At 66.3% G+C, this 23,462-nt stretch carries 16 protein-coding genes; 5 read left to right on the top strand and 11 right to left on the bottom strand.

All coding sequences use genetic code 11. The features are described 5' to 3' along the window. Positions 1–105: 105 nt before the first annotated feature. Both IMX18_RS10035 and IMX18_RS10030 read right to left on the bottom strand, forming a co-directional pair. Complete coding sequence (locus IMX18_RS10035; protein WP_013972839.1) at positions 106–1,404, bottom strand: ATP-binding protein; 1,299 nt, start codon at positions 1,402–1,404, stop codon at positions 106–108. Between the two features lie 6 nt (positions 1,405–1,410). Continuing rightward, positions 1,411–2,112: a response regulator gene (locus IMX18_RS10030; protein ID WP_003259958.1), complete on the bottom strand. Its 702-nt coding sequence runs from the start codon at positions 2,110–2,112 to the stop codon at positions 1,411–1,413. 273 nt (positions 2,113–2,385) lie between these two features. Between IMX18_RS10030 and IMX18_RS10025 the strand changes: the two genes are divergently transcribed. The 3 genes from IMX18_RS10025 (at position 2,386) to mobA (ending at position 7,338) form a co-directional block, all read left to right on the top strand. After that, positions 2,386–3,561: an efflux RND transporter periplasmic adaptor subunit gene (locus tag IMX18_RS10025; protein ID WP_061304561.1), complete on the top strand. Its 1,176-nt coding sequence runs from the start codon at positions 2,386–2,388 to the stop codon at positions 3,559–3,561. 11 nt (positions 3,562–3,572) lie between these two features. After that, positions 3,573–6,701, top strand: a complete 3,129-nt coding sequence (locus IMX18_RS10020) for an efflux RND transporter permease subunit (RefSeq protein WP_015270564.1) — start codon at positions 3,573–3,575, stop codon at positions 6,699–6,701. A gap of 61 nt (positions 6,702–6,762) precedes the next feature. Next, on the top strand, positions 6,763–7,338 hold the full coding sequence (mobA, locus tag IMX18_RS10015) for a molybdenum cofactor guanylyltransferase MobA (RefSeq protein ID WP_015270565.1): 576 nt from the start codon (positions 6,763–6,765) through the stop codon (positions 7,336–7,338). Positions 7,339–7,521: 183 nt separating this feature from the next. Here mobA and IMX18_RS10010 read toward each other — a convergent pair whose 3' ends face one another. From IMX18_RS10010 to peaA, 5 genes are all read right to left on the bottom strand, one after another. Further along, the gene (locus IMX18_RS10010; RefSeq protein ID WP_015270566.1) at positions 7,522–9,195 is read right to left on the bottom strand and encodes a fatty acid CoA ligase family protein; all 1,674 of its coding nucleotides are present in this window, start codon (positions 9,193–9,195) and stop codon (positions 7,522–7,524) included. A gap of 131 nt (positions 9,196–9,326) precedes the next feature. After that, positions 9,327–10,448: a quinohemoprotein amine dehydrogenase subunit beta gene (gene peaD, locus IMX18_RS10005; protein ID WP_015270567.1), complete on the bottom strand. Its 1,122-nt coding sequence runs from the start codon at positions 10,446–10,448 to the stop codon at positions 9,327–9,329. 32 nt (positions 10,449–10,480) lie between these two features. Next, positions 10,481–10,804: a quinohemoprotein amine dehydrogenase subunit gamma gene (qhpC, locus tag IMX18_RS10000; RefSeq protein WP_004375838.1), complete on the bottom strand. Its 324-nt coding sequence runs from the start codon at positions 10,802–10,804 to the stop codon at positions 10,481–10,483. A 1-nt stretch (position 10,805) separates the two neighbouring features. Then, positions 10,806–12,236: a quinohemoprotein amine dehydrogenase maturation protein gene (gene peaB / locus IMX18_RS09995; protein WP_015270568.1), complete on the bottom strand. Its 1,431-nt coding sequence runs from the start codon at positions 12,234–12,236 to the stop codon at positions 10,806–10,808. Between the two features lie 49 nt (positions 12,237–12,285). Then, positions 12,286–13,851, bottom strand: coding sequence for a quinohemoprotein amine dehydrogenase subunit alpha (peaA, locus tag IMX18_RS09990; protein ID WP_047934355.1), 1,566 nt, complete (start codon positions 13,849–13,851; stop codon positions 12,286–12,288). Positions 13,852–14,345: 494 nt separating this feature from the next. On the opposite strand from peaA, the gene IMX18_RS09985 reads away from it, so the two are divergent. Together IMX18_RS09985 and IMX18_RS09980 are read left to right on the top strand one after the other, a co-directional pair. Then, positions 14,346–15,839 carry an aldehyde dehydrogenase family protein gene (locus tag IMX18_RS09985; protein ID WP_015270570.1) on the top strand — a complete coding sequence of 498 codons (1,494 nt, stop codon included), beginning with the start codon at positions 14,346–14,348 and terminating at the stop codon, positions 15,837–15,839. 137 nt (positions 15,840–15,976) lie between these two features. Then, positions 15,977–17,290, top strand: coding sequence for an alginate export family protein (locus tag IMX18_RS09980; protein ID WP_217190113.1), 1,314 nt, complete (start codon positions 15,977–15,979; stop codon positions 17,288–17,290). 139 nt (positions 17,291–17,429) lie between these two features. On the opposite strand, the gene qhpG is transcribed toward IMX18_RS09980, so the two are convergent. Genes qhpG through IMX18_RS09960 form a run of 4 tightly spaced genes read right to left on the bottom strand, consistent with a single transcriptional unit; the run spans position 17,430 to position 23,027 of the window. After that, a complete protein-coding gene (gene qhpG / locus IMX18_RS09975) occupies positions 17,430–18,722 on the bottom strand; it encodes a flavin-dependent monooxygenase QhpG (RefSeq protein ID WP_217190114.1) in 1,293 nt (430 codons plus the stop codon). Next, entirely contained in the window at positions 18,715–19,392 is a 678-nt protein-coding gene (qhpE, locus tag IMX18_RS09970; RefSeq protein ID WP_015270573.1) for a subtilisin-like serine protease QhpE, read from the bottom strand. The genes qhpG and qhpE overlap by 8 nt, the downstream gene beginning before the upstream one ends. Continuing rightward, positions 19,382–21,115: an ABC transporter ATP-binding protein gene (locus IMX18_RS09965; RefSeq protein WP_054572747.1), complete on the bottom strand. Its 1,734-nt coding sequence runs from the start codon at positions 21,113–21,115 to the stop codon at positions 19,382–19,384. The genes qhpE and IMX18_RS09965 overlap by 11 nt, the downstream gene beginning before the upstream one ends. 1 nt (position 21,116) lies before the next feature. Beyond that, complete coding sequence (locus tag IMX18_RS09960) at positions 21,117–23,027, bottom strand: sigma-54-dependent Fis family transcriptional regulator (protein WP_100413873.1); 1,911 nt, start codon at positions 23,025–23,027, stop codon at positions 21,117–21,119. Positions 23,028–23,462: the final 435 nt, after the last annotated feature.

Raw genomic sequence — 23,462 nt, 5'->3', positions numbered from 1 at the left:
TCTTCGCGGGCTCGCCCGCTCCCACAGGGACCGCACCGGCTTCGAACCCTGTGAATGCCCTGTGGGAGCGGGCAAGCCCGCGAAAGGGCCGGTACAGGCAGCCCATCACCCGGCAGGCAGGCGAATCCGGAACTGTGCACCACCCAGCGCCGACTGCGCCACGGTCAAGGTGCCACCTTGCCCCTCGATCGCCCGCCGGCTGATCGCCAAGCCCAGGCCAAACCCGCCGGTATTGCGGTCACGGCTACGGTCCAGGCGGTAGAACGGCTGGAAAATCCGCTCGCGCTCCTCCACCGGAATACCGATCCCGTCATCCTCCACCGTCACCAGGCAGGCGCCATCGTCTTCCAGGCGCAAGCGCAGCAACAGGCTCTCGTCGCAGTAACGCATGGCATTGCGCACCAGGTTCTGCACCGCCCGTGCCGTCAGCCGTGGGTCCAGCACAAAACGCGGCAGATCCCCCTCGGCCCGCACCTCCCACTGGATACCCCGGCCATCGAGTTCCTCGGCAAAGCCGCCGAGTACACTGTCGACCAGTTCCAGCAACGACACCTCGACCCGCTCGCGGGCCTGGTCGGCGTTGTACAGCCGGCTGTAGGACAACAGCTCCAGCACCAGCTCATCCAGCTCACGCACATGCCCCACCAGCTCCAGCAGGCGCTTGCGGCTGGCCGGCGGCACTTCGTCGAACAGCAGCACCAGGCCGAAATCCAGCCGGGTCAACGGCGTGCGCAACTCGTGCGACACCGCATTGAGCAGCTCGCGCTGCTGGTTCACGTGGCGTTCCAGGTCACTGGCCATGGTGTCGAACACCCCGGCCAGTTCACCGATGTTGGAGTGCGGCGAGATGTGCGTACGCTCGGCCATCTGCCCCTGACCCAGGCGCCGGGCGGTTTCCTTGAGGCGCTCCAGGTCGCGCCAGTGCGGCCATACCCACAGCAACAGGCAACCGAGCATCGCTGCACCGATCAGGACGGTCACACCCCACGACAGCACGTTGATATCCAGCGGGTCTGGCGGTGAGTGCAGACGCACCAGCCATTCCTTGTCCAGCGGCGCCAGCACCGTCTCGTAGTAGCCCCATTCGGCAATGCGCACGGCGTACAGGCCGTGCTCCAGGCGCGCCTGCTCGTCCTCGCTCAGGTCAGCCTGGTCCATGCGCAGCAGTTGCAGTTCCAGCGGCGCGAAATCACTGGCCAGCTCTTGCTCCACCGCCGGCCACTGCTCGCGCGGGGCCTGGCGGAACTGGCGCACGATCAGCGACTGCACGCCCTTGGCCTGGTCCAGGTTGTAGGCCATGAAGCGGTCCTGGAACAGGCCGACGATGGTGTCGGGGATGAACAACAGTGCACCGGCATAGGCAACGATGATCACCAGGTACAGCCGCACCAGAATCTTCAGCATGGGCGGTCAGCACTCCCACTCGACACGGCTGAACAGATAGCCCTTGCCCCACACGGTCTTGATCTTGCGCGCTTCGCCGGCGTTATCGTCGAACTTGCGCCGCAGCTTGGAGATGGCCACGTCCACCGAGCGGTCGGTGCCGTTGAACTCGATACCCCGCAGTTGCTGCAGGATGCGGTCGCGGTTCAGCACTTCGCCGGCATTGCGCGCCAGTACCACCAGCAGGTTGTACTCGCCGCTGGACAGCTCCACCTCTTCGCCACGCCAGCTCACGGTGCGCTCGGCCAGGTCGATGCGCAGGCCACCGATCAGGATCAGGTCGTTGTCCAGGCGCGGCTCGTTGACGCTGCTGCGACGCAGCAGGGTACGCACGCGGGCCAGCAGTACACGCGGCTCGCAGGGTTTGGTCACGTAGTCGTCGGCGCCCATTTCCAGGCCCAGGACCTGGTCGTGGCTGTCGTCGCGGGCGGTCAGCATCAGGATCGGCAGGCCCTGCGACTCCTGGCGCAGCAGGCGACACAGCTGCAGGCCGTCGATCCCCGGCAGCATCAGGTCGAGGATGACCAGGTCGGGCTTTTGCCGGCGGTACTCGTCAAGCACATGATCGCCACGGGCGATCACCTGGACATGGAAGTCGTTGCGTTGCAGGTAGCTGGCGATCAGTTCGGACAGGGCGCTGTCGTCTTCGACCAGGAAAATATTCGGCATAGGCGCTTGGGAATCTGGGTTGGGGTAAGACCTCACCGGCCTCTTCGCGGGCTTGCCCGCTCCCACAGGGACCCAACAGCACTTGAAAGCTGTGCAGTCCCTGTGGGAGCGGGCAAGCCCGCGAAGAGGCCGGTACAGGAATACTCAGGATATAGAACACTACAGGCAGACAGGATTGTTCTTCACACTTTTTCACACTCGTCCTACAGGTATTAACAGCCACGCAAGGAACGCCTGCCGTAGCATACCGGCGGTCATCATCGGAAGATCCGTATGTCTACTACCCTCCCCCCACGCTTGCGCCCGTTGGCGCTTCTGGCGCTCCTGAGCCTGTCCCTGGCCGGCTGCGACGACAGCCCCGAACAGGAAGAACAGGCTCCCACCCCGCAAGTGCGGGTGGAAACCCTGCAACTGCAGCCACTGGCCATCAGCAGTGAGCTCAGCGGCCGCATCCTCGCGCCGCGCACCGCCGAAGTGCGAGCACGTGTCGCGGGCGTTGTGCTCAAGCGGGTGTATCGCGAAGGCAGCGACGTCAAGCAGGGCGATGTGCTGTTCCTGATCGACCCGGCACCGTTCAAGGCCGACCACGACAGCGCCCGCGCCACCCTGGCCAAGGCCGAGGCCACCCTGTACCAGGCACGCCTGCAGGAACAGCGCTACCGCGAACTGGTCGACGACAAGGCCGTCAGCCGCCAGGAATACGACAACGCCAAGGCCAGCTACCTGCAGGCCGATGCCGCAGTGGCCGAGGCCAGGGCCGCCCTGGAACGCGCCCGCCTGAACCTCGGCTACGCCACCGTGACGGCTCCGATTTCCGGCCGTATCGGGCGCGCACAGGTCACCGAAGGTGCGCTGGTCGGGCAGAACGAGACCACGCCCCTGGCGACCATCCAGCAGCTGGACCCGATCCACGCCGATGTCACCCAGTCGACCCGCGAGCTCAACGCCCTGCGCCGCGCCATGCGTGCCGGCGAGCTGCAGCAGGTGGGCGACGGCCAGGCCCGGGCCACGCTGATCCAGGACGATGGCAGCACCTACCCGCTGCCGGGCAAACTGCTGTTCTCCGACATCAGCGTCGACCCCAGCACCAACCAGATCACCCTGCGCAGCGAGTTCCCCAACCCGGACCTCGACCTGCTGCCCGGCAGCTACGTGCGCGTGCGCCTGGAGCAGGCCGTGCAGCCCAAGGGCCTGAGCGTGCCGCAGCGCGCCATCCTGCGCGACAGCGCTGGCGTGCCCAAGGTGCTGGTGGTCGACCCGCAGGCCCGGGTCAGCGACCGCCAGGTAGTACTGGGCAGCGCCCAGGGCGACCGCTGGATCGTCAGCGAAGGCCTGGCCCCCGGCGAACGGGTGGTGGTGGAGGGCCTGCAACACGTCAAGGCCGGTGACCAGGTGCAGGTCGACAATGCATCAGGGGCATCGCCCATCGCACAGCACACTGGCCAGTGAGGGCCTGATTCATGCCGCAATTCTTCATCGACCGCCCGGTATTCGCCTGGGTGGTCGCCCTGTTCATCCTGCTGGCCGGTGCCCTGGCCATCCCGCAGCTGCCGGTGGCCCAGTACCCCAACGTGGCCCCGCCGCAGGTGGAAATCTACGCCGTGTACCCGGGCGCCTCGGCGGCGACCATGGACGAGAGCGTGGTCAGCCTGATCGAGCAGGAGCTTAACGGCGCCGACAACCTGCTGTACTTCGAGTCGCAGAGCAGCCTGGGCAGCGCCACCATCACCGCCACCTTCGCCCCGGGCACCAACCCGGACCTGGCCCAGGTCGACGTGCAGAACCGCCTGAAGGTGGTCGAGTCGCGCCTGCCGCGCCCGGTGACCCAGCAAGGCCTGCAGGTGGAAAAGGTCTCCACCGGCTTCCTGCTGCTGGCCACCCTCACCTCCGAAGACGGCAAGCTCGACGAAACCGCCCTGTCGGATATCCTTGCGCGCAACGTGATGGACGAGATCCGCCGCCTCAAGGGCGTCGGCAAGGCCCAGCTGTACGGTTCGGAACGCGCCATGCGCATCTGGATCGACCCACGCAAGCTGATCGGCTTCAACCTCACGCCCAACGACGTGGCCGAGGCCATCGCCGCGCAGAACGCCCAGGTGGCCCCCGGCAGCATTGGTGACCTGCCCACCCGTGGCACTCAGGAAATCACCGCCAACGTGGTGGTCAAGGGCCAGCTGAGCACCCCCGAGGAGTTCGCCGGGATTGTCCTGCGTGCCAACCCGGACGGTTCCACGGTGACCATCGGCGATGTCGCCCGGGTCGAGATCGGTGCCCAGGAATACCAGTACGGCACGCGCCTGAACGGCAAGCCGGCCACCGCCTTCAGCGTGCAGCTGTCGCCGGGCGCCAACGCCATGGAAACCGCCACCCTGGTGCGGGCGAAGATGCAGGACCTGGCGCGCTACTTCCCGGAAGGCGTCAAGTACGACATCCCCTACGACACCTCGCCATTCGTCAAGGTGTCGATCGAGCAGGTCATCAACACCCTGTTCGAAGCCATGCTGCTGGTGTTCGCGGTGATGTTCCTGTTCCTGCAGAACCTGCGCTACACCCTGATCCCGACCCTGGTGGTGCCGGTGGCCCTGATGGGCACCTTCGCCGTGATGCTGGCCATGGGCTTCTCGGTCAACGTGCTGACCCTGTTCGGCATGGTGCTGGCCATCGGCATCCTGGTCGACGATGCCATCGTGGTGGTGGAAAACGTCGAGCGGATCATGGCCGAGGAAGGCCTGCCGCCCAAGGAGGCTACGCGCAAGGCGATGGGCCAGATCAGCGGCGCGATCGTCGGCATTACCCTGGTGCTGGTGGCGGTGTTCCTGCCGATGGCCTTCATGCAAGGCTCTGTGGGGGTGATCTACCAGCAGTTCTCGCTGTCGATGGCAGTGTCGATCCTGTTCTCGGCGTTCCTCGCCCTCAGCCTGACCCCGGCGCTGTGTGCCACCCTGCTCAAGCCGGTGGCCAAGGGCGAGCACCACGAACGCAAGGGCTTCTTCGGCTGGTTCAACCGGCGCTTCGAGGGCATGAGCAACGGTTACCAGCGCTGGGTGGTGCAGGCGCTCAAGCGCAGCGGCCGCTACCTGCTGGTATACGCGTTGCTGCTGGCGGTGCTGGGTTATGGCTTCAGCCAGCTGCCCACGGCGTTCCTGCCCACCGAAGACCAGGGCTACACCATCACCGATATCCAGCTGCCGCCGGGCGCCAGCCGCATGCGCACCGAGCAGGTGGCGGCACAGATCGAGGCGCACAACGCCGAAGAGCCCGGCGTGGGTAACACCACCTTGATCCTGGGTTTCAGCTTCTCGGGCAGCGGGCAGAACGCAGCGCTGGCCTTCACCACGCTCAAGGACTGGTCCGAGCGCGGTGCCGACGACAGCGCCCAGTCGATCGCCGACCGCGCGACCATGGCCTTTACCCAGCTCAAGGACGCCGTGGCCTATTCCGTGCTGCCACCGCCAATCGACGGCCTTGGCGAGTCGACCGGCTTCGAGTTCCGCCTGCAGGACCGCGGCGGCATGGGCCACGCCGAGCTGATGGCCGCCCGCGACGAACTGCTGGCAAATGCCGGCAAAAGCAAGGTGCTGACCAACGTGCGCGAAGCCTCGCTGGCGGAAAGCCCGCAGGTACAACTGGAAATCGACCGCCGCCAGGCCAACGCCCTGGGCGTATCGTTTGCCGATATCGGTTCGGTGCTGGACGTGGCCGTGGGTTCCAGCTACGTCAACGACTTCCCCAACCAGGGCCGCATGCAGCGGGTGGTGGTGCAGGCCGAAGGCGACCAGCGCAGCCAGGTCGAAGACCTGCTGAAGATCCACGTGCGCAACGACAGCGGCAAGATGGTGCCACTGGGCGCCTTCGTCCAGGCCAGGTGGGTCAGCGGCCCGGTGCAGCTGACCCGCTACAACGGCTACCCGGCGGTGTCGATTTCCGGCGAACCGGCAGCCGGCTACAGTTCGGGCGAAGCCATGGCCGAGATCGAGCGCCTGGTGGCCCAGCTGCCGGCCGGTGCCGGCCTGGAATGGACTGGCCTGTCGCTGCAGGAGCGGCTGTCCGGCAGCCAGGCACCGATGCTGATGGCGCTGTCGTTGCTGGTGGTGTTCCTGTGCCTGGCAGCGCTGTACGAAAGCTGGTCGATCCCCACCGCAGTTCTGCTGGTAGTACCGCTGGGCGTGCTCGGTGCGGTGCTGGCGGTGACCCTGCGCGGCATGCCCAACGACGTGTTCTTCAAGGTCGGCCTGATCACGCTGATCGGCCTGTCGGCGAAGAACGCCATCCTGATCATCGAGTTTGCCAAGAGCCTGGTCGACCAGGGCGTGGATGCTGCCGACGCCGCCGTGCAGGCCGCGCGCCTGCGCCTGCGCCCGATCGTGATGACCTCGCTGGCGTTCATCCTGGGCGTGGTGCCACTGGCCATTGCCAGCGGCGCCAGCTCGGCCAGCCAGAAGGCGATCGGTACCGGGGTGATCGGCGGCATGCTCAGCGCCACCCTGGCCGTGGTGTTCGTGCCGGTGTTCTTCGTGGTGGTGATGCGCCTTGCCGGGCGACGCCAGGCGGGTAATGCCGACACGCAGGCCGTGACCAGCGACAGCTGACTGGACAAGCCCCGCGTGAAATGGGAGGGTTCCCGGCATTGACTGCCCGGAACCCTTTTTCATGCCTGATGCCCTGCCCCCCTGCTCCATCCTCATTCTCGCCGGTGGCCGCGGCCAGCGCATGGGCGGCCGCGACAAGGGCCTAGTCGACTGGCAGGGCGAACCGCTGGTGGCGCATGTGCAGCGCGTGGTACGGCCGCTCAGCGATGACCTGGTGATTTCCTGCAACCGTAACCAGCAGGCCTACCGGGCGTATGCCGACCAGTTGGTCGGCGATGCCGAGGCGGACTACCCCGGGCCGTTGGCGGGGGTGATTGCCGGGCTCAAGGTGGCGCGGCATGAATGGGTGGTGCTGCTGGCCTGTGATGCACCGCTGGTTGACCGGGGGTTGATCGAGGACCTGCTGCACCTGGCGGTGGCGGGTGACAGTGCGGCCATGGTGCGCCAGGGTGGGTACTGGCAGCCGATGTTCAGCGTGCTGCCACGCCGGGTGTTGCCGGTGCTGGAGCAGGCCTGGGCGACGGGCGAGCGGAGTTTGCAGAAGGCCTTGCTGCGTGAAGCGGTGCAGGGGCTGGAATGTGCCGACGATGATCGCAGGTTGAGCAACTTCAACAGCCCGGAGTTGCTGCAGGGCTGAGGTCATCTGCTGCCTGACCATCAGGCCTGCGCGGTCCTTGTAGGAGCGGCCTTGTGTCGCGAAAGGGCCGCAAAGCGGCCCCGGGATTTCGGCGCAGATGCACAAATTGCCGGGGCTGCTCTGCAGCCCTTTCGCGACACAAGGCCGCTCCTACAGGGGCCCACTTCCTTTTCAATGGGTGATTTACCCGGCAAACAGCTCCTCGACACTGATCTCGCGCATGCGGAACTTCTGCACCTTGCCGGTCACCGTCATCGGGAACTCATCGACAAAGCGGAAGTACCGGGGCACCTTGAAGTGTGCGATCCGCGCCTTCGCCCAATCGCGCAGTTCCTCCGCGCTGGCCGTATGCCCCGGATGAAGCCGCACCCAGGCCACGATCTCTTCACCGTACTTGCTGCACGGCACGCCAATCACCTGCACATCGGCCACCGCCGGGTGGGTGAAGAAGAACTCCTCCAGCTCGCGCGGGTAGATGTTCTCGCCGCCGCGAATGATCATGTCCTTGCTGCGCCCGACAATACGCACATAGCCCTGCTCGTCCATCACCGCCAGGTCGCCGGTGTGCATCCAGCCTTCCTCATCGATGCTTTCGGCCGTGGCCTTGGGGTTGTTCCAATAGCCCAGCATCACGCTGTAACCCCGCGTGCACAATTCGCCGATCTCGCCCCGCGGCAGCGTGTTGCCATCGGCATCAATCACCTTGTTCTCCAGCCTTGGCTGGGTGCGCCCGACGCTGGTCACGCGGCGCTCCAGGTCGTCGCTGGCGCCGGTCTGCAGCGACACCGGGCTGGTTTCGGTCATACCGTAGGCAATCTGCACCTCGGCCATGTGCATCTCGCCGATAACCCGGCGCATCACTTCGATCGGGCAGGTGGCGCCGGCCATGATCCCGGTGCGCAGGCTGGACAGGTCGAACTCGTCACGCTGCGGGTGGTCCAGTTCGGCAATGAACATGGTCGGCACACCGTACAAGGCAGTGGCCTTTTCTTCCGCCACCGCACGCAGGGTGGCCAATGGGTCGAAGGCGTCGTTGGGGTAGATCAGGGTGCTGCCGTGGGTCATGCAGCCGAGGTTGGCCATGACCATGCCAAAGCAGTGGTACAGCGGCACCGGCACCACCAGCCGGTCATGCTCGGTCAGGCCCAGGCTTTCACCGACCATGTAGCCGTTGTTGAGGATGTTGCTGTGGCTGAGGGTGGCGCCTTTCGGGAAACCGGTGGTGCCCGAGGTGTACTGGATATTGATCGGGTCGTCGCAGCGCAGCTGCGCCTGGCGCTCGGCAAGGGCTTCGCGGCTGACGGCCGCGGCACGGGCCTGCAGGTCGTGCCAGGCGAGAAAGCCCGCCGGTGGCGCAGCGGCCAGGCTGACCACACCGCGCAGTTCGGGGAAGCGTTCGCAGATCAGGGCGCCCGGCTGGCTGCTGGCCAGGCCCGGAACCAGGCCCAGCAACATGGCGTGGTAGTCGGATGTCTTGAACGCGTCGGCGCAGATCACCCAGCGGCAGCCGGACTGGCCGAGGGCGTAGTCCAGTTCGCTGGAGCGGTAGGCCGGGTTGATGTTGACCAGGATCGCGCCCACCTTGGCGCTGGCGAACTGGGTGATGCACCACTCTGCGCAGTTGGGTGCCCAGATACCGAGGCGGTCACCGGGCTGCACGCCCAGGGCCATCAGCGCACGGGCGTGCTGGTCGACCGCGTCGGCCAGCTGCTGCCAGGTGTAGCGCAGGGCCTGGTGGCGGACGACCAGGGCGTCACGGTCGGGGAAGCGGGCGACGGTGGTGTCGAAGGCGTCGCCGATGCACTGGGTAAGCAGGGGTTTGTCCTGGTTGCCCTGGGAGTAGCTTGGCTGGGGCATGGGCGGTCTCTTGTTGTTCTTGTGTTGATTGAGCGGGCCTCTTCGCAGCACAAGGCTGCTCCTACATTGGAGCGCAGTAGCCTGTAGGAGCAGCCTTGTGCTGCGAAGAGGCCAGTGAAGCCATCCTGGAGCTAACGGATGAACACCTGCGGCGTGGTGGTGGACATGTCCCCACCCGGCAACTTGATGTTCTTCACTTTCTCCAGCGTATCCGGGTTGAACACCGCCAGGTCATTGAAGGTGCCGCCCAGGTACAACTTGTCGCCTTTCTTGTCGAAGGCCACGCAGTAGTAAGTGTGGTCCAGATTCGCCGCCTTGATCAGCTTGCGCTGTTTGAGGTCGTACTTGGCCAGGCGGTTGAGCACGCCGTAGATCTGGTTCGGGTCTTTTGGCGAACGCAGCCCGGTGAAGTACAGCTCGGTCAGGTCGGCAAATTCCTGGGTGTGGGTCTTGCCGGTCTTCAGGTCGACGCTCAGGTAGCCATACAGCAGATCGGCGGTGGCCGGGTCCTGCTTGTCATCCTTGAACCTGGCAATGGTGTACAGCATCGAAAACTCGTGGCGCGGGCTCTGGTGCGGCCAGAAGTACAGCACGTCCGGGGCGCTGTAGCCTTTGCGGTTCCAGTTGCGTAGCGGCAAGGCCACCGTGTACTTGCCGGTCTTCACGTCCATCTTGTAGATGTCCGGCCCGGCGACGTACAGGCTGCCATCGTCCGCCGCACGCATCAGGTACACCTGGCGCGGCATCGGGAAGGTGCGCACCGGCTTGGCCTCCAGGCCATCGGCGGTGCTGAACACCTCCAGCCGCGGTGGCTTGACCACGTAGTGGTCGTTCAGGCGCTGGGTCGGGTTGACCGTGGCGTACACTTCCTTGCCGTCCGGGCTGATGGCGAACGAGTACATCGACCGGCCCACCTCACCCGGCACACTGGACAGGTTGGCGTGGAAGGTGTTCTTGCAGGTGTCCAGGTCGATGCCGTAGATGTCGCCGTAGTGGTTGTTGAGCACGTAGGCGGTGCGGTTGTCCGGCGCCATCATCGCGGTGCCGGGGCCGAACTTGTCGGGCATCACGCAGCTCTTGTACACCGTGTCACTGGCCACATCGACCACGTGCAGGTTGTTCGGGTAGTTGGTCACGATCATGTATTCGTGGCCAGCCTTCAGCGCCGGCCCGGTGTCGGCGGCCTGTACCAGCCCGGCACAGGCCGTGGCGGCGATGGTGAGCGCGAGTGACGCGCAGCGTCCAGCTTTCATGCGGTTTCCCCTTGTCATTCTTGTTGGGCCGGTCACTTGTCTTTCGGGAACACGGTGCCGAGGTTGCGCCAGTCTTCCGCCGAGTTGCTCGCCTGGGCGTTCCAGTCCTGGTAGGTGCTCATCATGTCCGGCACCTGGGCCGGCCACCAGCAAGGGTCGGAGCAGCCATACAGGTCGGCCTCCATCGGCTGGCACAGCGAGCTCACGCCACCAAAGGCGTCCACTTCCCAGCCCGGGTCGGTGGTGGCGGTGCAGCCCGCCACTGCGCTCATGGCCATGACTTCTTCGACGCGGTCTTCGGCGGCGGCCTGCTCGAGGATGCGCGCCTTGTTGTTCAGGGGCTTCAAGTGCTTCATGTCAGTGCGCCTTCCGCGGGGTGATGTAGCGATCGATGAAGGCCGGGTTGGCGGCCATGATGCGGCTGTAGACTTCGATGCCGAAGTCGACCCAGTCGCGCATCAGTTCGCAATAGTGGTAGGTCGGGTGCTGCGGGTCGCCATAGCGGGCATAGCTTTCGTGGTAGCAGCCGCCGGAGCACAGGTTGCGGATGCGGCAGCTGTCGCAGCCGGTGTTGCTGCGGTCCAGGCGCTGCGACAGGAAGTCGTTGAGCTGCGCCTGCTTCACGCCCTGGTGCACATTGCCGAAGGTCGGCAGGCTGGAGCCGGTGAAGCGGTGGCACAGGTTCAACTCGCCCTCATGGTCCACGGCCAGCATCTTCAGCCCGGCGCCGCACGGCAGGGCCTTCTTGTGGCCTTCGTGGATGTCGGTGATCAGCTGGTGCAGGTTGGAGAAGCCGATGTTGCGGTGCTCCAGCGCAGCCTCCAGGTAACGCCGGCCCAGCGCCTTCATGTTGGCGAACACCTGCACCAGCTCTTCGCCCGTGAGGTTGAAGTTGGCCATGTCGCCGGAGGTGACCGGGGCAAAGCCGACTTCAGCGAAGCCCAGTTCGTTGAACAGGTGGTTCCAGATGGTCTCGACATCGGTGATGCCACGGGTCAGCGTGACCCGCGCGCCCACCGGGCGGCTGTGGTAGCGCGACAGCAGCATGTCGACCTTGCGCCGCACCACGTCATAGGTGCCCTGCCCGCCCACGGTGATGCGGTTGCGGTCGTGCACGGTCTTGGGGCCGTCGATGCTGATCGACAGGCCGAAGCGATGGGCATTGAGCCAGTCGACGATCTCTTCGTTGAGCAAGGTGGCATTGGTGGTCATGATGAACTCCACCTGCTTGCCCGCCTCGGCGAAGCGCCGCTCGCAGTAGGCGACCATGTGCTCGATCAGTGGCCGGTTGGACAGCGGCTCGCCACCGAAGAACACCACGCTGTAGCGCTGCTCGTCGGGCGACTCCTTGAGCAGCATCTCCACCGAAGCCTCGGCGGTGGCAGTACTCATCTTCTTGCCCGCGGACGGTTTGTCCAGGTCTTCCTTGTAGCAGTAGGTGCAGCTGAGGTTGCAGCCGGTGTTGACGTTGAGCACCACGGTGTTCAGCGCCGTGCGCTCGACCTGCTTGAGGGCGATTTCCGGGGTCAGCGGCGAGCCGTCGCTGACCAGTTCCAGCGCGATCAGCTCGCGCAGGGTGTCCTGGATATCGCTGCCGGCAAACCGCTGGCCAAGGCGCTGCATCAGCTCCTCGGCCGAGCAGCCTTGCTGGCGCAGGGTGTCGATGATGCCGCCGGTCACCGCGTCGGCGGTGAACAGCGAACTGCTGGGGATATGGAACAGCATGCGGTCGGCGTCGACCTGCACTTCATGCAGGTTGCGTTCGACCAGATTCAGTAGCGCGCCCATGGCGACCTCCCGATAATCGATCCGTTGGAAAACCGTAAGCCCCCTGCCGTTACGGCAGCGGCGGGTTGTTCCAGCGCTGTACGGTGACGATCATGTGCCCCTCGCCAGTCTGGCCACCGTCGGCCAGGGTGGCGATGACCTTCAGGTTGCCGGCGTTGTTGGTCATCATCTTGCGCTCCGGGTTGGGGCCAGCGCCGCCTGGCACGAACACGCCATCGGCCTGCATCTTCCCGGCGAACTTGACGTCTTCGTCCTCGACCGCACGCTCGTTGAACGGCTCGACCTTCCAGCTGGCCGGCAGGTAGCCGATGCGCAGCGGCTGGCCATTGGCGTCCTTGCCCCAGGCTTCGGCCTCGAAGCGGCCCTGCACCTTGGGCACCGAGGCGCCGTTTTCGCCGATGCGGGCGATGGAGAACGCCGGCACCACTTTCACTTCCTCGACCTTGTCGTACACCGCCAGGTTGACGCCCTTGAGCGCCCCTACGGCGACTTCGCGCTGGCCAGGCTTGGCATCGGCCGCGGCGCGGGCCTTCACCCGTACCAGGGTTGGGGTCTGCTCCAGCACCTCGGTCACTTCCACGCCAGCGCCCAGGTCCGGTTTGCCGGCCAGGCCGCTGCCGACCAGGGTGATCTCGCTTTCGCCACCGGCCTTGATGAATGCCGGTTGTACCGCCAGCAGGCGCGCCTTGCCCTCCTTCACTGCAGTGAAGTCCAGGCCACGCTCATCGTGCTCGGCCTCGAACATGCGGCCCTTCATTTCGCCATCCAGCGCGGCGAACACCTGGCGCAGGTTGGCATCGCCGACCTTGACGTTGCCACGCCATTCATAGCCGTTGTAGAGGATCGCCGAACCGCTGCCATTGAACGGCGTGCCGTCGGCATAAGCGCCCTTGACCTCGACCTTGAAGGTGTCACCCTGGTCAGGCGTGACGCTCATCACCCCGCGCACATCGCCCTTGGCCAGCATGTGGCCGCTGAATGCCCACTGGCCCGGCAGCGCATCGGCCTTGGGCCTGGCTTTCTGCCATTCGGCCCACGCCGCGCTTTCCAGCGGGTAGCGCTTGGCCAGGTCCGGCACCACTTGTTGCAGGGCGATCGGCAGCCAGTCGCGGTCACGCGCCTGGGCCTGGTATTCGAGGGACGGCCACTGGCCGAGATGGAAGTTGACCAGGTGCTCCCACTCCTTGGCCGGGCGCCGCTGCAAGGCGACACGGGCACCGGAGTGGCAACGGCCACAGGTTTCGCTGAGCTGGGTGTCGAACTGCTCGACGGTGTTCAGCCGGCGCTCCATGGCATACCGCACGCCATCGGTTTCGCTGGGCGCCAGGCCCTGCTTGTCGGCCAGGTACTTGACCAGGGTGCGGCGGTCGTCGTCGCTGATCTGCAGGCCGTGCATCACCTGCATGCGGGCGATGCTCATCAGCCAGCCTTCCGGCGTCTTGCGCTGGTGGCTGATGCGGCTGTAGGTGTCGTTGCCTTCGGGGATATGGCACCCCATGCACTTGTTCTGCAACAGGCTCGGGCCCTGCTCGGCCGCCATGGCCTGGGTGCTCAGCAGCGCGGCGGCGACCAGCGCCAGTTTGCCCGCATGCCGCCGGAGTCGAGTCGTCTTCAAGGTCAGACCTCCACGGTTGTTGTTCTTATCGTTTTCGCACGCTTTGGTACAGCAGGTGTGCATGTGACGGTTGTGATACAGGAACTGTGCCAGGTGATGTAAAAGTGTTTTCTTTCAACCTTTTAGCCGGTTTTCCGGCCTTGGCCAGCAGCAGGTATGGCCAATTGCAGCGTGCCATTTCGCGACAGGGTGTTTCATCCTGAGACAAGGGCCTGCTGCGCAGGCCTTCGCGGGCATGCCCGCTCCTACAGGTATCGCACCGGCTCCAGGCATTGTGCATTCCCTGTGGGAGCGGGCGTGCCCGCGAAGAGGCCGGAACAGCCACTGTTTCACCACCGTCTCACACCGTCTCAATGTGCAACAGCGCAACCCTGCAATCCCAACCTTGCACCAGGACAAAACCCAACCCGTTCAACGGCTTGCGGCCATCTACCGACCTTGGCACGCCCATTGCGCCTATGCCTGTCACATCCAATGACAAGAGGCACCGTCCCATGCTTTCCGAACTGCCCATCCTGCCCGCCACCCGCGCCTTTCTCGAACGCAAGCTGAAGATGCGCATCGGCGCCGACTGGCAGGACGCCGCCAGCGGTCGCACCCTGTCGTTCCGCAACCCGGCCACTGGCGAGGTACTGGGTGAAGTGCCCGCCGCCGAGGCCGAAGATGTCGACCGCGCCGTGCGCGCCGCTCGCCAGGCCTTCGATGATTCGCCGTGGAGCCGCCTGCGCCCACGCGAACGGCAGAACCTGCTGTGGCGCCTGGCCGACCTGATGGAGCGCGACGCCCGCCAGCTGGCCGAACTGGAATGCCTGAACAACGGCAAGAGCGCCGCCGTTGCCCAGGTGATGGACGTGCAACTGGCCATCGACTTCCTGCGCTACATGGCCGGCTGGGCCACCAAGATCGAGGGTAGCACCGTCGAAGCCTCGATGCCGTTGATGCCCAACGACCAGTTCCATGGTTTCGTGCGGCGCGAGGCAGTGGGCGTGGTCGGCGCCATCGTCGCCTGGAACTTCCCGTTGCTGCTGGCCTGCTGGAAGCTCGGCCCGGCCCTGGCTACCGGTTGCACCGTCGTGCTCAAGCCCGCGGACGAAACACCGCTGAGCGTGCTCAAGCTGGCTGAGCTGGTGGACGAAGCCGGCTACCCGGCAGGTGTGTTCAACGTGGTCACCGGCACCGGCCTGAACGCCGGCGCCGCACTCAGCCGCCACCCCGGCGTGGACAAGCTGACCTTCACTGGCTCCACCGAGGTCGGCAAGCTGATCGGCAAGGCAGCCATGGACAACATGACCCGTGTCACCCTGGAACTCGGCGGCAAGTCGCCGACCATCGTCATGCCCGACGCCAACCTGCAGGAAGCCGCGGCCGGCGCGGCCACGGCGATCTTCTTCAACCAGGGCCAGGTGTGCTGTGCCGGGTCCCGCCTGTACGTGCACCGCAAGCACTTCGACAACGTGGTGGCCGACATCGCCGGCATCGCCAACGGCATGAAGCTGGGCAGCGGTCTGGACCCGGCAGTGCAGATGGGTCCGCTGATCTCGGCCAAGCAGCAGGACCGCGTCACCGGCTACATCGAGCTTGGCCGCGAGCTGGGCGCGACCATTGCCTGCGGTGGCGAAGGCTTCGGGCCGGGCTATTTCGTAAAGCCGACAGTGATCGTCGATGTCGACCAGCGCCACCGCCTGGTGCAGGAAGAAATCTTCGGCCCGGTGCTGGTGGCGATGCCGTTCGATGACATCGACGAAGTGATCGGCATGGCCAACGACAACCCCTATGGCCTGGGTGCGAGCATCTGGTCCAACGACCTGGCCGCCGTGCACCGGATGATCCCACGCATCAAGTCGGGGTCGGTGTGGGTCAACTGCCACAGCGCCCTCGACCCTGCCTTGCCCTTTGGCGGCTACAAGATGTCCGGCGTCGGCCGTGAGATGGGGGCGGCTGCCATCGACCACTACACCGAGCTGAAATCGGTGTTGATCAAGCTCTGATCATTTTCCTGTACCGGCCTCTTCGCAGCACAAGGCTGCTCCTACAAAGGTAGCGCGGTCCTTGTAGGAGCAGCCTTGTGCTGCGAAGACGCCGGCACAGGCAACCCGAGAACAACAACAAAAACATGGAGCACACCATGAGGCACAAACTCGCCTGCACATTGGCCCTGCTGTTCGCCGCCCCGGTCACCCAGGCCTACGAGCTGTACAACCACGACGGCACCACCCTCAACGCCGACATCGAAGCCCTGTTCGGCGCTTTCCACAGCGACGAAAGCTTCAACCTCGCCGGCAACCGCAAGCCTGGTAGTACCGCCTGGCAGGAAGGCTACGTCAAGTATGGCCTCAGCGGCAGCCAGGCCCTGGCCGACAGCGGCGCGCTCTACGGTGCCTTCAACCTGCTCAGCTCCGCCACCTGGGGCGACGGCGATGCCGCCGGCCTGACCCTGGGGGACGAGCGCCGCACCGCCATCGAAGACCTGTACCTGGGCTGGCGCTCGGCCAACCTGTTCCCGGCCCTGGGCGAAGACGGCGTGAACATTTCCGGCGGCCGCCAGGTGGTGACCCTGGGCGACGGCTTCCTGATCCAGGGCGACCCAGTGAACCTGGGCAAGGTCGACCTGGGCGCCAACTTCGACCGCGGTGGCGCCTACTACCTGGCCGCACGCAAGGCCTTCGACAGCACCGCCGTGCTGCGCCTTGGCGGCAAGCAAGGCTGGCGCAGCGACCTGATGTGGCTGAAGTCCGACAACCACTACCAGGCCGACACCTCGCTGGCGGTGGCCAACCTGGAACACGTCGCCGACGCCGGCACCGTGGGCCTGAGCTGGATCCACGGCCTCGATGTGGACCAGCGCTACGCGCAGATCATGGGCCTGGAACACCGCGACGGCATGGACACCGCCAGCCTGCGCGGGCGTGGCAACCTGGGGGTGAAAGACCTGGAGCTGGCCGCCGAGTACGTGACCCAGGACAAAACCGGCGGGCGGGAGAACGCCTGGTACCTGGAAGGCAACTGGACCTTTTCCGAACTGCCCTGGTCCCCCACCGCCACCTACCGCTACAGCCGCTTTTCCGAAGACTTCGACCCGCTGTTCTATGGCCTGAGCCGTGGCTATGGCACCTGGTTCCAGGGTGAGGTGGCGGCGAACTATGCCGGGCCGTTCAACAGCAACAGCCAGGTGCACCACGTGGCGCTGAAGGGCAAACCACGGGACAACCTGACCGTCGGCGCGCTGTACTTCGACTTCGATACGCTGGACACCGACCAAGGCAACCTGGGCGGACGGGAGCTGGACCTGTACGTGGAATGGATGGTCAACGACCACCTGCTGATCAGCCCGCTGGTAGGGTTCTACAAGCCGGAACGCAGCGCGGCCAATGGCGGGACGCAGCTGGGTGGGCGGGATACCGGGACCTATATGCAGCTGATCGTCGGGACTTTCTTCTGATTCGAGATCCCGGGGCTGCTGCGCAGCCCATCGCGACACAAGGCCGCTCCTACAGGTACCGCGCTGCCCTCAAGGTCTGTGCCGGACCTGTAGGAGCGGCCTTGTGTCGCGAAAGGGCCGCAAAGCGGCCCCGGCGATCTCAAGCCAAGCCCTGCTCCAACAACCACCGCCGCACCATCCTCTGCTGCTCCCCTGGCAGGCCTGACAACACTGCCTCGAGAGGTCGGCCGCTACGCAGCCCACGCACCACCGGCGCCAACTCCACCCCCTGCAAATGCCACACCCCCAACGGCTGATCCGCCGTCACCACCACCTCGGCCTCATCCACCAGCCCGTCACGCAACACTGGCCGCCGCTCGACCCTCACCGCGCTCCAGTCCGCCGCCACGTGCAATGCCTGCATGTCCGGCCACCCCTGCCGCCGCGTCCAGAATGGCTGCCCCACCCGACCCTGCTCTTGCCCATAGAAATCCCGCCCGATCCGGGCAAAACGCAAAAACAGCTGTTCGATCCGCTGCTGGTGAAACTGCCGCGCCAACCCGGCCCGCTCGGGCCTGCGCAGCAAGGTATTGATCACCACCGGCGCCTGCAGCGCCGAAGACAGCGACTGGAAGATCCCGTTGCCCGACAGTGGGTCAACGGCCATCGCGGCATCGCCCACGCGTATCCAGTCCTGCCCGACGCACTCACCGGCCAGAATCGCGGTGCTGCTGCGCGCATGCACCTCTGCCGGCGCCAATGCCCTGGCATCGAACAGCTCGGCCACCAGCACGCTGCCAGCTCGCCGCGCCGCACAGTAATCCGCCAATCCGGCCTTGCCCGGCAGCCCTGCGGCGTCCAGGGTGACTTGCCAGTAGCAACGGCCGTCTTCCAGGCGCGCCATCCACGCCCAGCCATCCGCCAGGCTCTCCACCGCCGACGCGGGCGCCCCGGGAGCGGCCTGCCAGACATTGAGCAAGCTGACCGTTTCCGGCCCGCGCAGGCGGTCGGCAGCCAGCGGGGCCTGGCGGCCTCGGGCTTCGACCAGGAAATCGGCCTGCAGTACCTGCCCGTCGTCCAGGCGAATGCCATGACCGACTTCGCGAACCACCTCACGCACCCGCCCCTCGACCACGCTCACACCCGCACGCTGAAGGTCGTCGCGCAGCGCCCGGTCAAACCTTTGCCGATCCAGCAGAAACTCCTGGTTCAGGTGCAGCTGCTGGCCGTTCCAGTGCACTTGCCGAGTCGCCGGCATCGCCGCCTGGCGCAACGCCCCGCCAAGGCCGGCGTGGCGCAGACCGTCCAGCACCCGCTGCGAAACCCCTTCGACCGCGGCGAACCGGCGCCACTCGGACACCACCGTCACCGCATAACCCAGCCGCCGCAAGCCAATGGCCGTGGCCGCACCCGCAGGGCCTGCCCCCAGCACCACAATGCGCGGTTCAGCCATGGCCGGCACCTCGTCGCTCGGGGCCGGTAAACGCCGCGTGGTGGCGCAACCAGTCATGAACCTGCTGGTGGCCCATGCCCGGCTCATCACGCAGCAACGCAGCAATCCTGCCACTCAGGGCCGCACAGCCCAGGCTCGCGCCCGCCCTGCCGCCCGCGCCCACATAACCGCCGAAGTCCGCCTGCCGGGTACCCAGCCAGGACCACTGGCCCGGTGCACAGCGGGCATCGCCGGTAACCCGGATCACTCCGGGGTAGCTGGCCGGATACACCGGCCCGCCCTGGGCCGGGCTGGAGGCGCACAACAGCACACCCGCGGCCAAAGCCTCGGCGCAAGCCTGGTGCAGCACAGGCCGGTCCTGCTGCAGGCCAAGGCTGAGGTTGACCAGCGTAACCCCCGCCTCCACCAGCCACAGCAGCGCGGCCGCCACCTGCAAGGCACTGGTGCTGGCCTGGGCGCCGAAAACCTGGGCCAGCAGCACGGGCACCGGCCCGGCCTCCCGCTGCAAGCCGGCGAGCACCGCGCTACCGTGCCCAAGCTGGTCGGGCAGCATGTCACCTTCGCGCAACTGGCCGTCCTCCAGCCAGAAGCGGCGCGCGCCCAGCAAGGCGCTGGCCTGCTCTGGCGTGCAACCACTGTCGATCACGCCAACACGCACGTCAGTGCCCATGCTTGATCACCTCCTCGGGCAGCACCTGCAACTGGCCAGCGTGCAGCTGCAGGTGCAGGTCGGCATCGGCCAGGGTCGAAGCACGGTGGCTGATCAGGATGCGCGTGCGGCCGGCGAACAGCTGGTCGATGGCCGCTATCACTTCGCGCTCGGTGGCTTCGTCCACCGCCGAGGTGGCCTCGTCCAGTACCAGGATCGCCGGCGCCTGCAGCACCGCGCGGGCGATGGCAATGCGTTGTTTCTGCCCGCCGGACAACTGCTGGCCACGCTCACCGAGCAGGCCGTCCAGGCCCAGCGGCAGGCTGTCGACCAGGCTGTCCAGCCGCGCCAGGCGCACCACCCGCTCCAGTTCCTCACGGCTGGCCTCGGGCACGCCGTAGGCCAGGTTCTGTGCAAGGGTGCCGCGGAACAGCACGATATCCTGGCTGACCACCGCAATACGCCGGCGCAGCGCGGCCAGGTCCAGCTCGCGCAAGTCGATGCCATCCAGCAGGATGCGCCCGGCGTCCGGGTCGTAGAAGCGCTGCAGCAGGTCGATCAAGGTCGACTTGCCCACCCCCGATGCACCGCTAATGGCGACCTTCAGGCCACCCGGCACGCACACCTGCACGTCGTTCAGCACCGCGCCCTGGCGCCCTTCATGGGCAAAACTCACCCCCTCGAGGCGCAATTCGCCCGGCCCGTCGGGCACCGGCTGCGGGTTGGCTGCCGGGCGCACGGCCACGGCCTCCTGCTTCAGTTCCATCACCCGCCCCAGGCTCACCGCCATGCGCTGCACCGCCACGTACAGGCCCAGCAGGCTCTGCACCGGCCCTACCGCCATGCCCATGTAGGTGGAAAAGGCGATCAGCGCACCCAACTGCCAGGTCCCCTGAATCACCCACCAACCGCCGACCAGGAACGCGCAGGCGCGGCACCAGGAGGTCAGCGTGCCGGGGATGGCCTGGGTGAAGAATTCGGTCACCTGCACCTTGAGCAGCTGGCGCATGTAGCCCTGGCCCAGCTGGTCCAGGCGCCCCGCCTCACGGCCTTGCTGGCCGGCGGCCTGGATGAACTTCATTGCCGGCAGGGTTTCGACCAGGAACGACGACACATCTGCCGAGCGTTCGCGCAGGTTGCGTACCTCGCGCTCCACCTTGCGCCGCATCCAGCGCAGCCACAGCACTTCTATCGGTACCAGCAACGCCAGCAGCAGCGACAGTTGCCACGACAGCATCAGCATCAACACCACCGCGCCCACCAGGCCGATCACCGCCGACACCGCCGAAAACAGCGAGTCCACGGCAAAACGCTGGATTTCCGCCACATCGCCATCCAGCCGCGAAAGGATGTCGCCGATGCGCCGCCGCCCGTAGAACGTCGGCGACAGCTGCTGCAGGTGGCGGTAAAGGTCATCGCGCAGGGCAAACAGAATGCGCCCCGACAAGCGCGTGTGCAGGTAGCGGTTGACCCCGGCCAGCACGGTACCCAGCAGGCCCGCGCCGATCATGATCGCGGCCATGTGCCAGAGGGTCTGATAGTCCTTGGCCAGCAGCCCCTCGTCGATCAGCGTCTTGACCAGCCAGGGTTGCGCCAGCGCCAGCAATGAGGCACCCAGCGACAAGCCGAGCAACAGGCCGATGGCGCGTCGATGGGGGCGCACGAAACCATACAGCCAGGCCAACGCCTGGCGCATGAGCACAGGGTCGCTGGACTCCACCAGCCGGGCGAACAGGCCGCCCACGTCAGCCGCGCAACTGTTTGAGCTTGCGGTACAGCGTCGCCCGGCTGATACCCAGCGCCTCGGCCGCCGCGGACACGTTGCCCTGATGGCGCGCCAAGGCGCCACGGATCAGCTCCAGCTCGTTGTCCTTGAGGCTGCCGGAAGGCGCCGTGCCACTGGCCAGTTCGTCCAGCAGGCAGTCGGTGAGGTGGTCCAGGGTCAGCACCTGCTCGCCGTCCTCGCGCATCGCCAGCGCGGTGCGCACGACCATTTCCAGCTGGCGGATGTTGCCCGGCCAGTCGAAGCCTTCGAGCAACGCGATCAGGGCCGGGTCCAAGGTCACGCCCCGGGCATCGGACTTGTCCAGCAGCCCCTGAATGATCGCCGCCAGGTCATCACGCTCGCGCAGTGCCGGCAGGCGCAGCGACACGCCGTTGACCCGGTAGTAAAGGTCTTCGCGGAAGTGCTGCTCCTGCACCAGGCGCTTGAGGTCGCGGTGCGTGGCACAGATCAATGCCACGTCGATCTCCTGCTCGTCGCCCGCCCCCAGCGGTGCCACTCGCCGTTCCTGCAGTACCCGCAACAAGCGCGCCTGCAGCGCTAGCGGCATGTCGCCGATTTCGTCGAGGAACAGCGTGCCGCCGTGGGCCTGCATCAGCCGGCCGACCATGCCGCCCCGGCGCGAGCCGGTGAACGCGCCTTCACGGTAGCCGAACAGTTCGGACTCGATCAGCCCTTCGGGGATGGCCGCGCAGTTGACGGCCACGAACGGTTTGTCGGCACGCGGGCTGGCCTGGTGCAGGGCCCGGGCGACGACTTCCTTGCCGGTACCGGTCTCGCCCAGCAACAGCACCGGCAGGCCATTGCCCAGCCCCTGGCGGGCCATGCGCAGGTTGCGCGCCAGGCGCAGGTCGCCACCGGCCAGGGCGTCGAGGGCGGGTGACTGCTTGCCCGGCGCCGGCTTGCTCACCGGCGTGCTGCCGTTGACCCGGCCATGGCGCGGCAGCTGCAGGGCGCGGAAGTAGAACTCGCCCTTGGCCGTTTGCACACTGCTCACCCCGCCCTGCCACAGGCGGGCGATGAAGGCCGGTGACCGTTCACCCAGCAGGTCGCTGCTGCGCCGGCCCAACAGCTCATGGCGCGGCACCTGCAACAGCTGGCAGGCACTGTCGTTGGCAGCCAGCACTTCACCGTCCAGGCTCAGCGCCAGCAGGCCATGCCAGGCGCTGTTGAGGTATTGCGGGCGGCTGTGGAAGGCCAGCACCAATTGCTCGGGGTGGCACAGGCCGAACATGCGGCTTTCGATGTTGCCAGCCGCCAGCATCAGCGTCGACAGGCTGTCCTGTGGTTGCGCCATCACCCCTTCACGGGTGATGTCGAGCACGCCGATCACCTCGCCGCGCGGGTCGCGCAGGGGTACCGAAGTGCAGGAGAACGGGCTGAGGCGGTCGAGGTAATGTTCGCCGCAGTTGATCAGCGTCGGCCGGCCTTCCACCACTGCCGTGCCGATCGCATTGGTGCCACGCAGCGACTCGCTCCAGCAACTGCCCGGGTGCAGGTCGCGCAGGCCCTCGCGTTGCAGCACGTGCTTCTGCCCTTCGATGGCCAGCACATTGGCCTGGGCGTCGCCGAGGATGACGATGCCGGCCTTGCCCTGACGCGCGACCAGATAGTCCAGTTCCGGGGTAACGGCGTCAACCAGCAGGCGGTTGCGCTCCAGCAGCATGCGCAGGTCGTGGCCCTGCTCCAGGCCCAGGCCGACCTGCTCGCCCTGCAGGCAGTCCAGCCCATGGCCAAGGCTACGCCGCCAGGAGGCATCGATCTCGTCGCGCAGCATGCCCAGTGGCAGCTCGCCTTCGCTGGCCAGCTTCAGGCGGGCCTGGCGGGATTCGTGCAGCGGGTCGTGGGCGTTTGTTATTAGTTGTCGCGCCATTTTCTACTCCGGCTGTGCCCCGCAAGGTGGCGGGGAACGGGCTTGGGAATTTTCCGCAGTGTGCGGGAGAAATCCCTGGCCGTCATCAGGCTGAGGTAGAAGGTGGCATATGGTGACGTTTACGTAAAGGGACAGGCAGGAGCACCGCCTTGCTCAAGATCTGAAAGCTTGCGCAAGCTTTGTGGGAGCGGGTTCCTCGAGGTCGATCACGGCTGCCGCTTGATTTCAACAAAGCCCAGGTGCCCGCCAGACACCTGGCACCGGCCCATTCGCGGGTAAACCCGCACACAGGGACGGCGTCGCACTTGAGATCACGCGGTACTTGTGGGAGCGGGCATGCCCGCGAACACCGGCAAAGCCGGTGCCATCCACCGCGTTGCCTGCTTCGCGGGCGCGCCCGCTCCCACAGGTACTGCGCTGGCTTCGAGTTGGCGC

The sequence above is a fragment of the Pseudomonas shirazica genome (assembly GCF_015168335.1).
Taxonomy (GTDB): domain Bacteria; phylum Pseudomonadota; class Gammaproteobacteria; order Pseudomonadales; family Pseudomonadaceae; genus Aquipseudomonas; species Aquipseudomonas asiatica.
The sequence above is the reverse complement of the archived record's forward strand: the minus strand, read 5'-3'. Positions and strand labels throughout refer to the sequence as shown.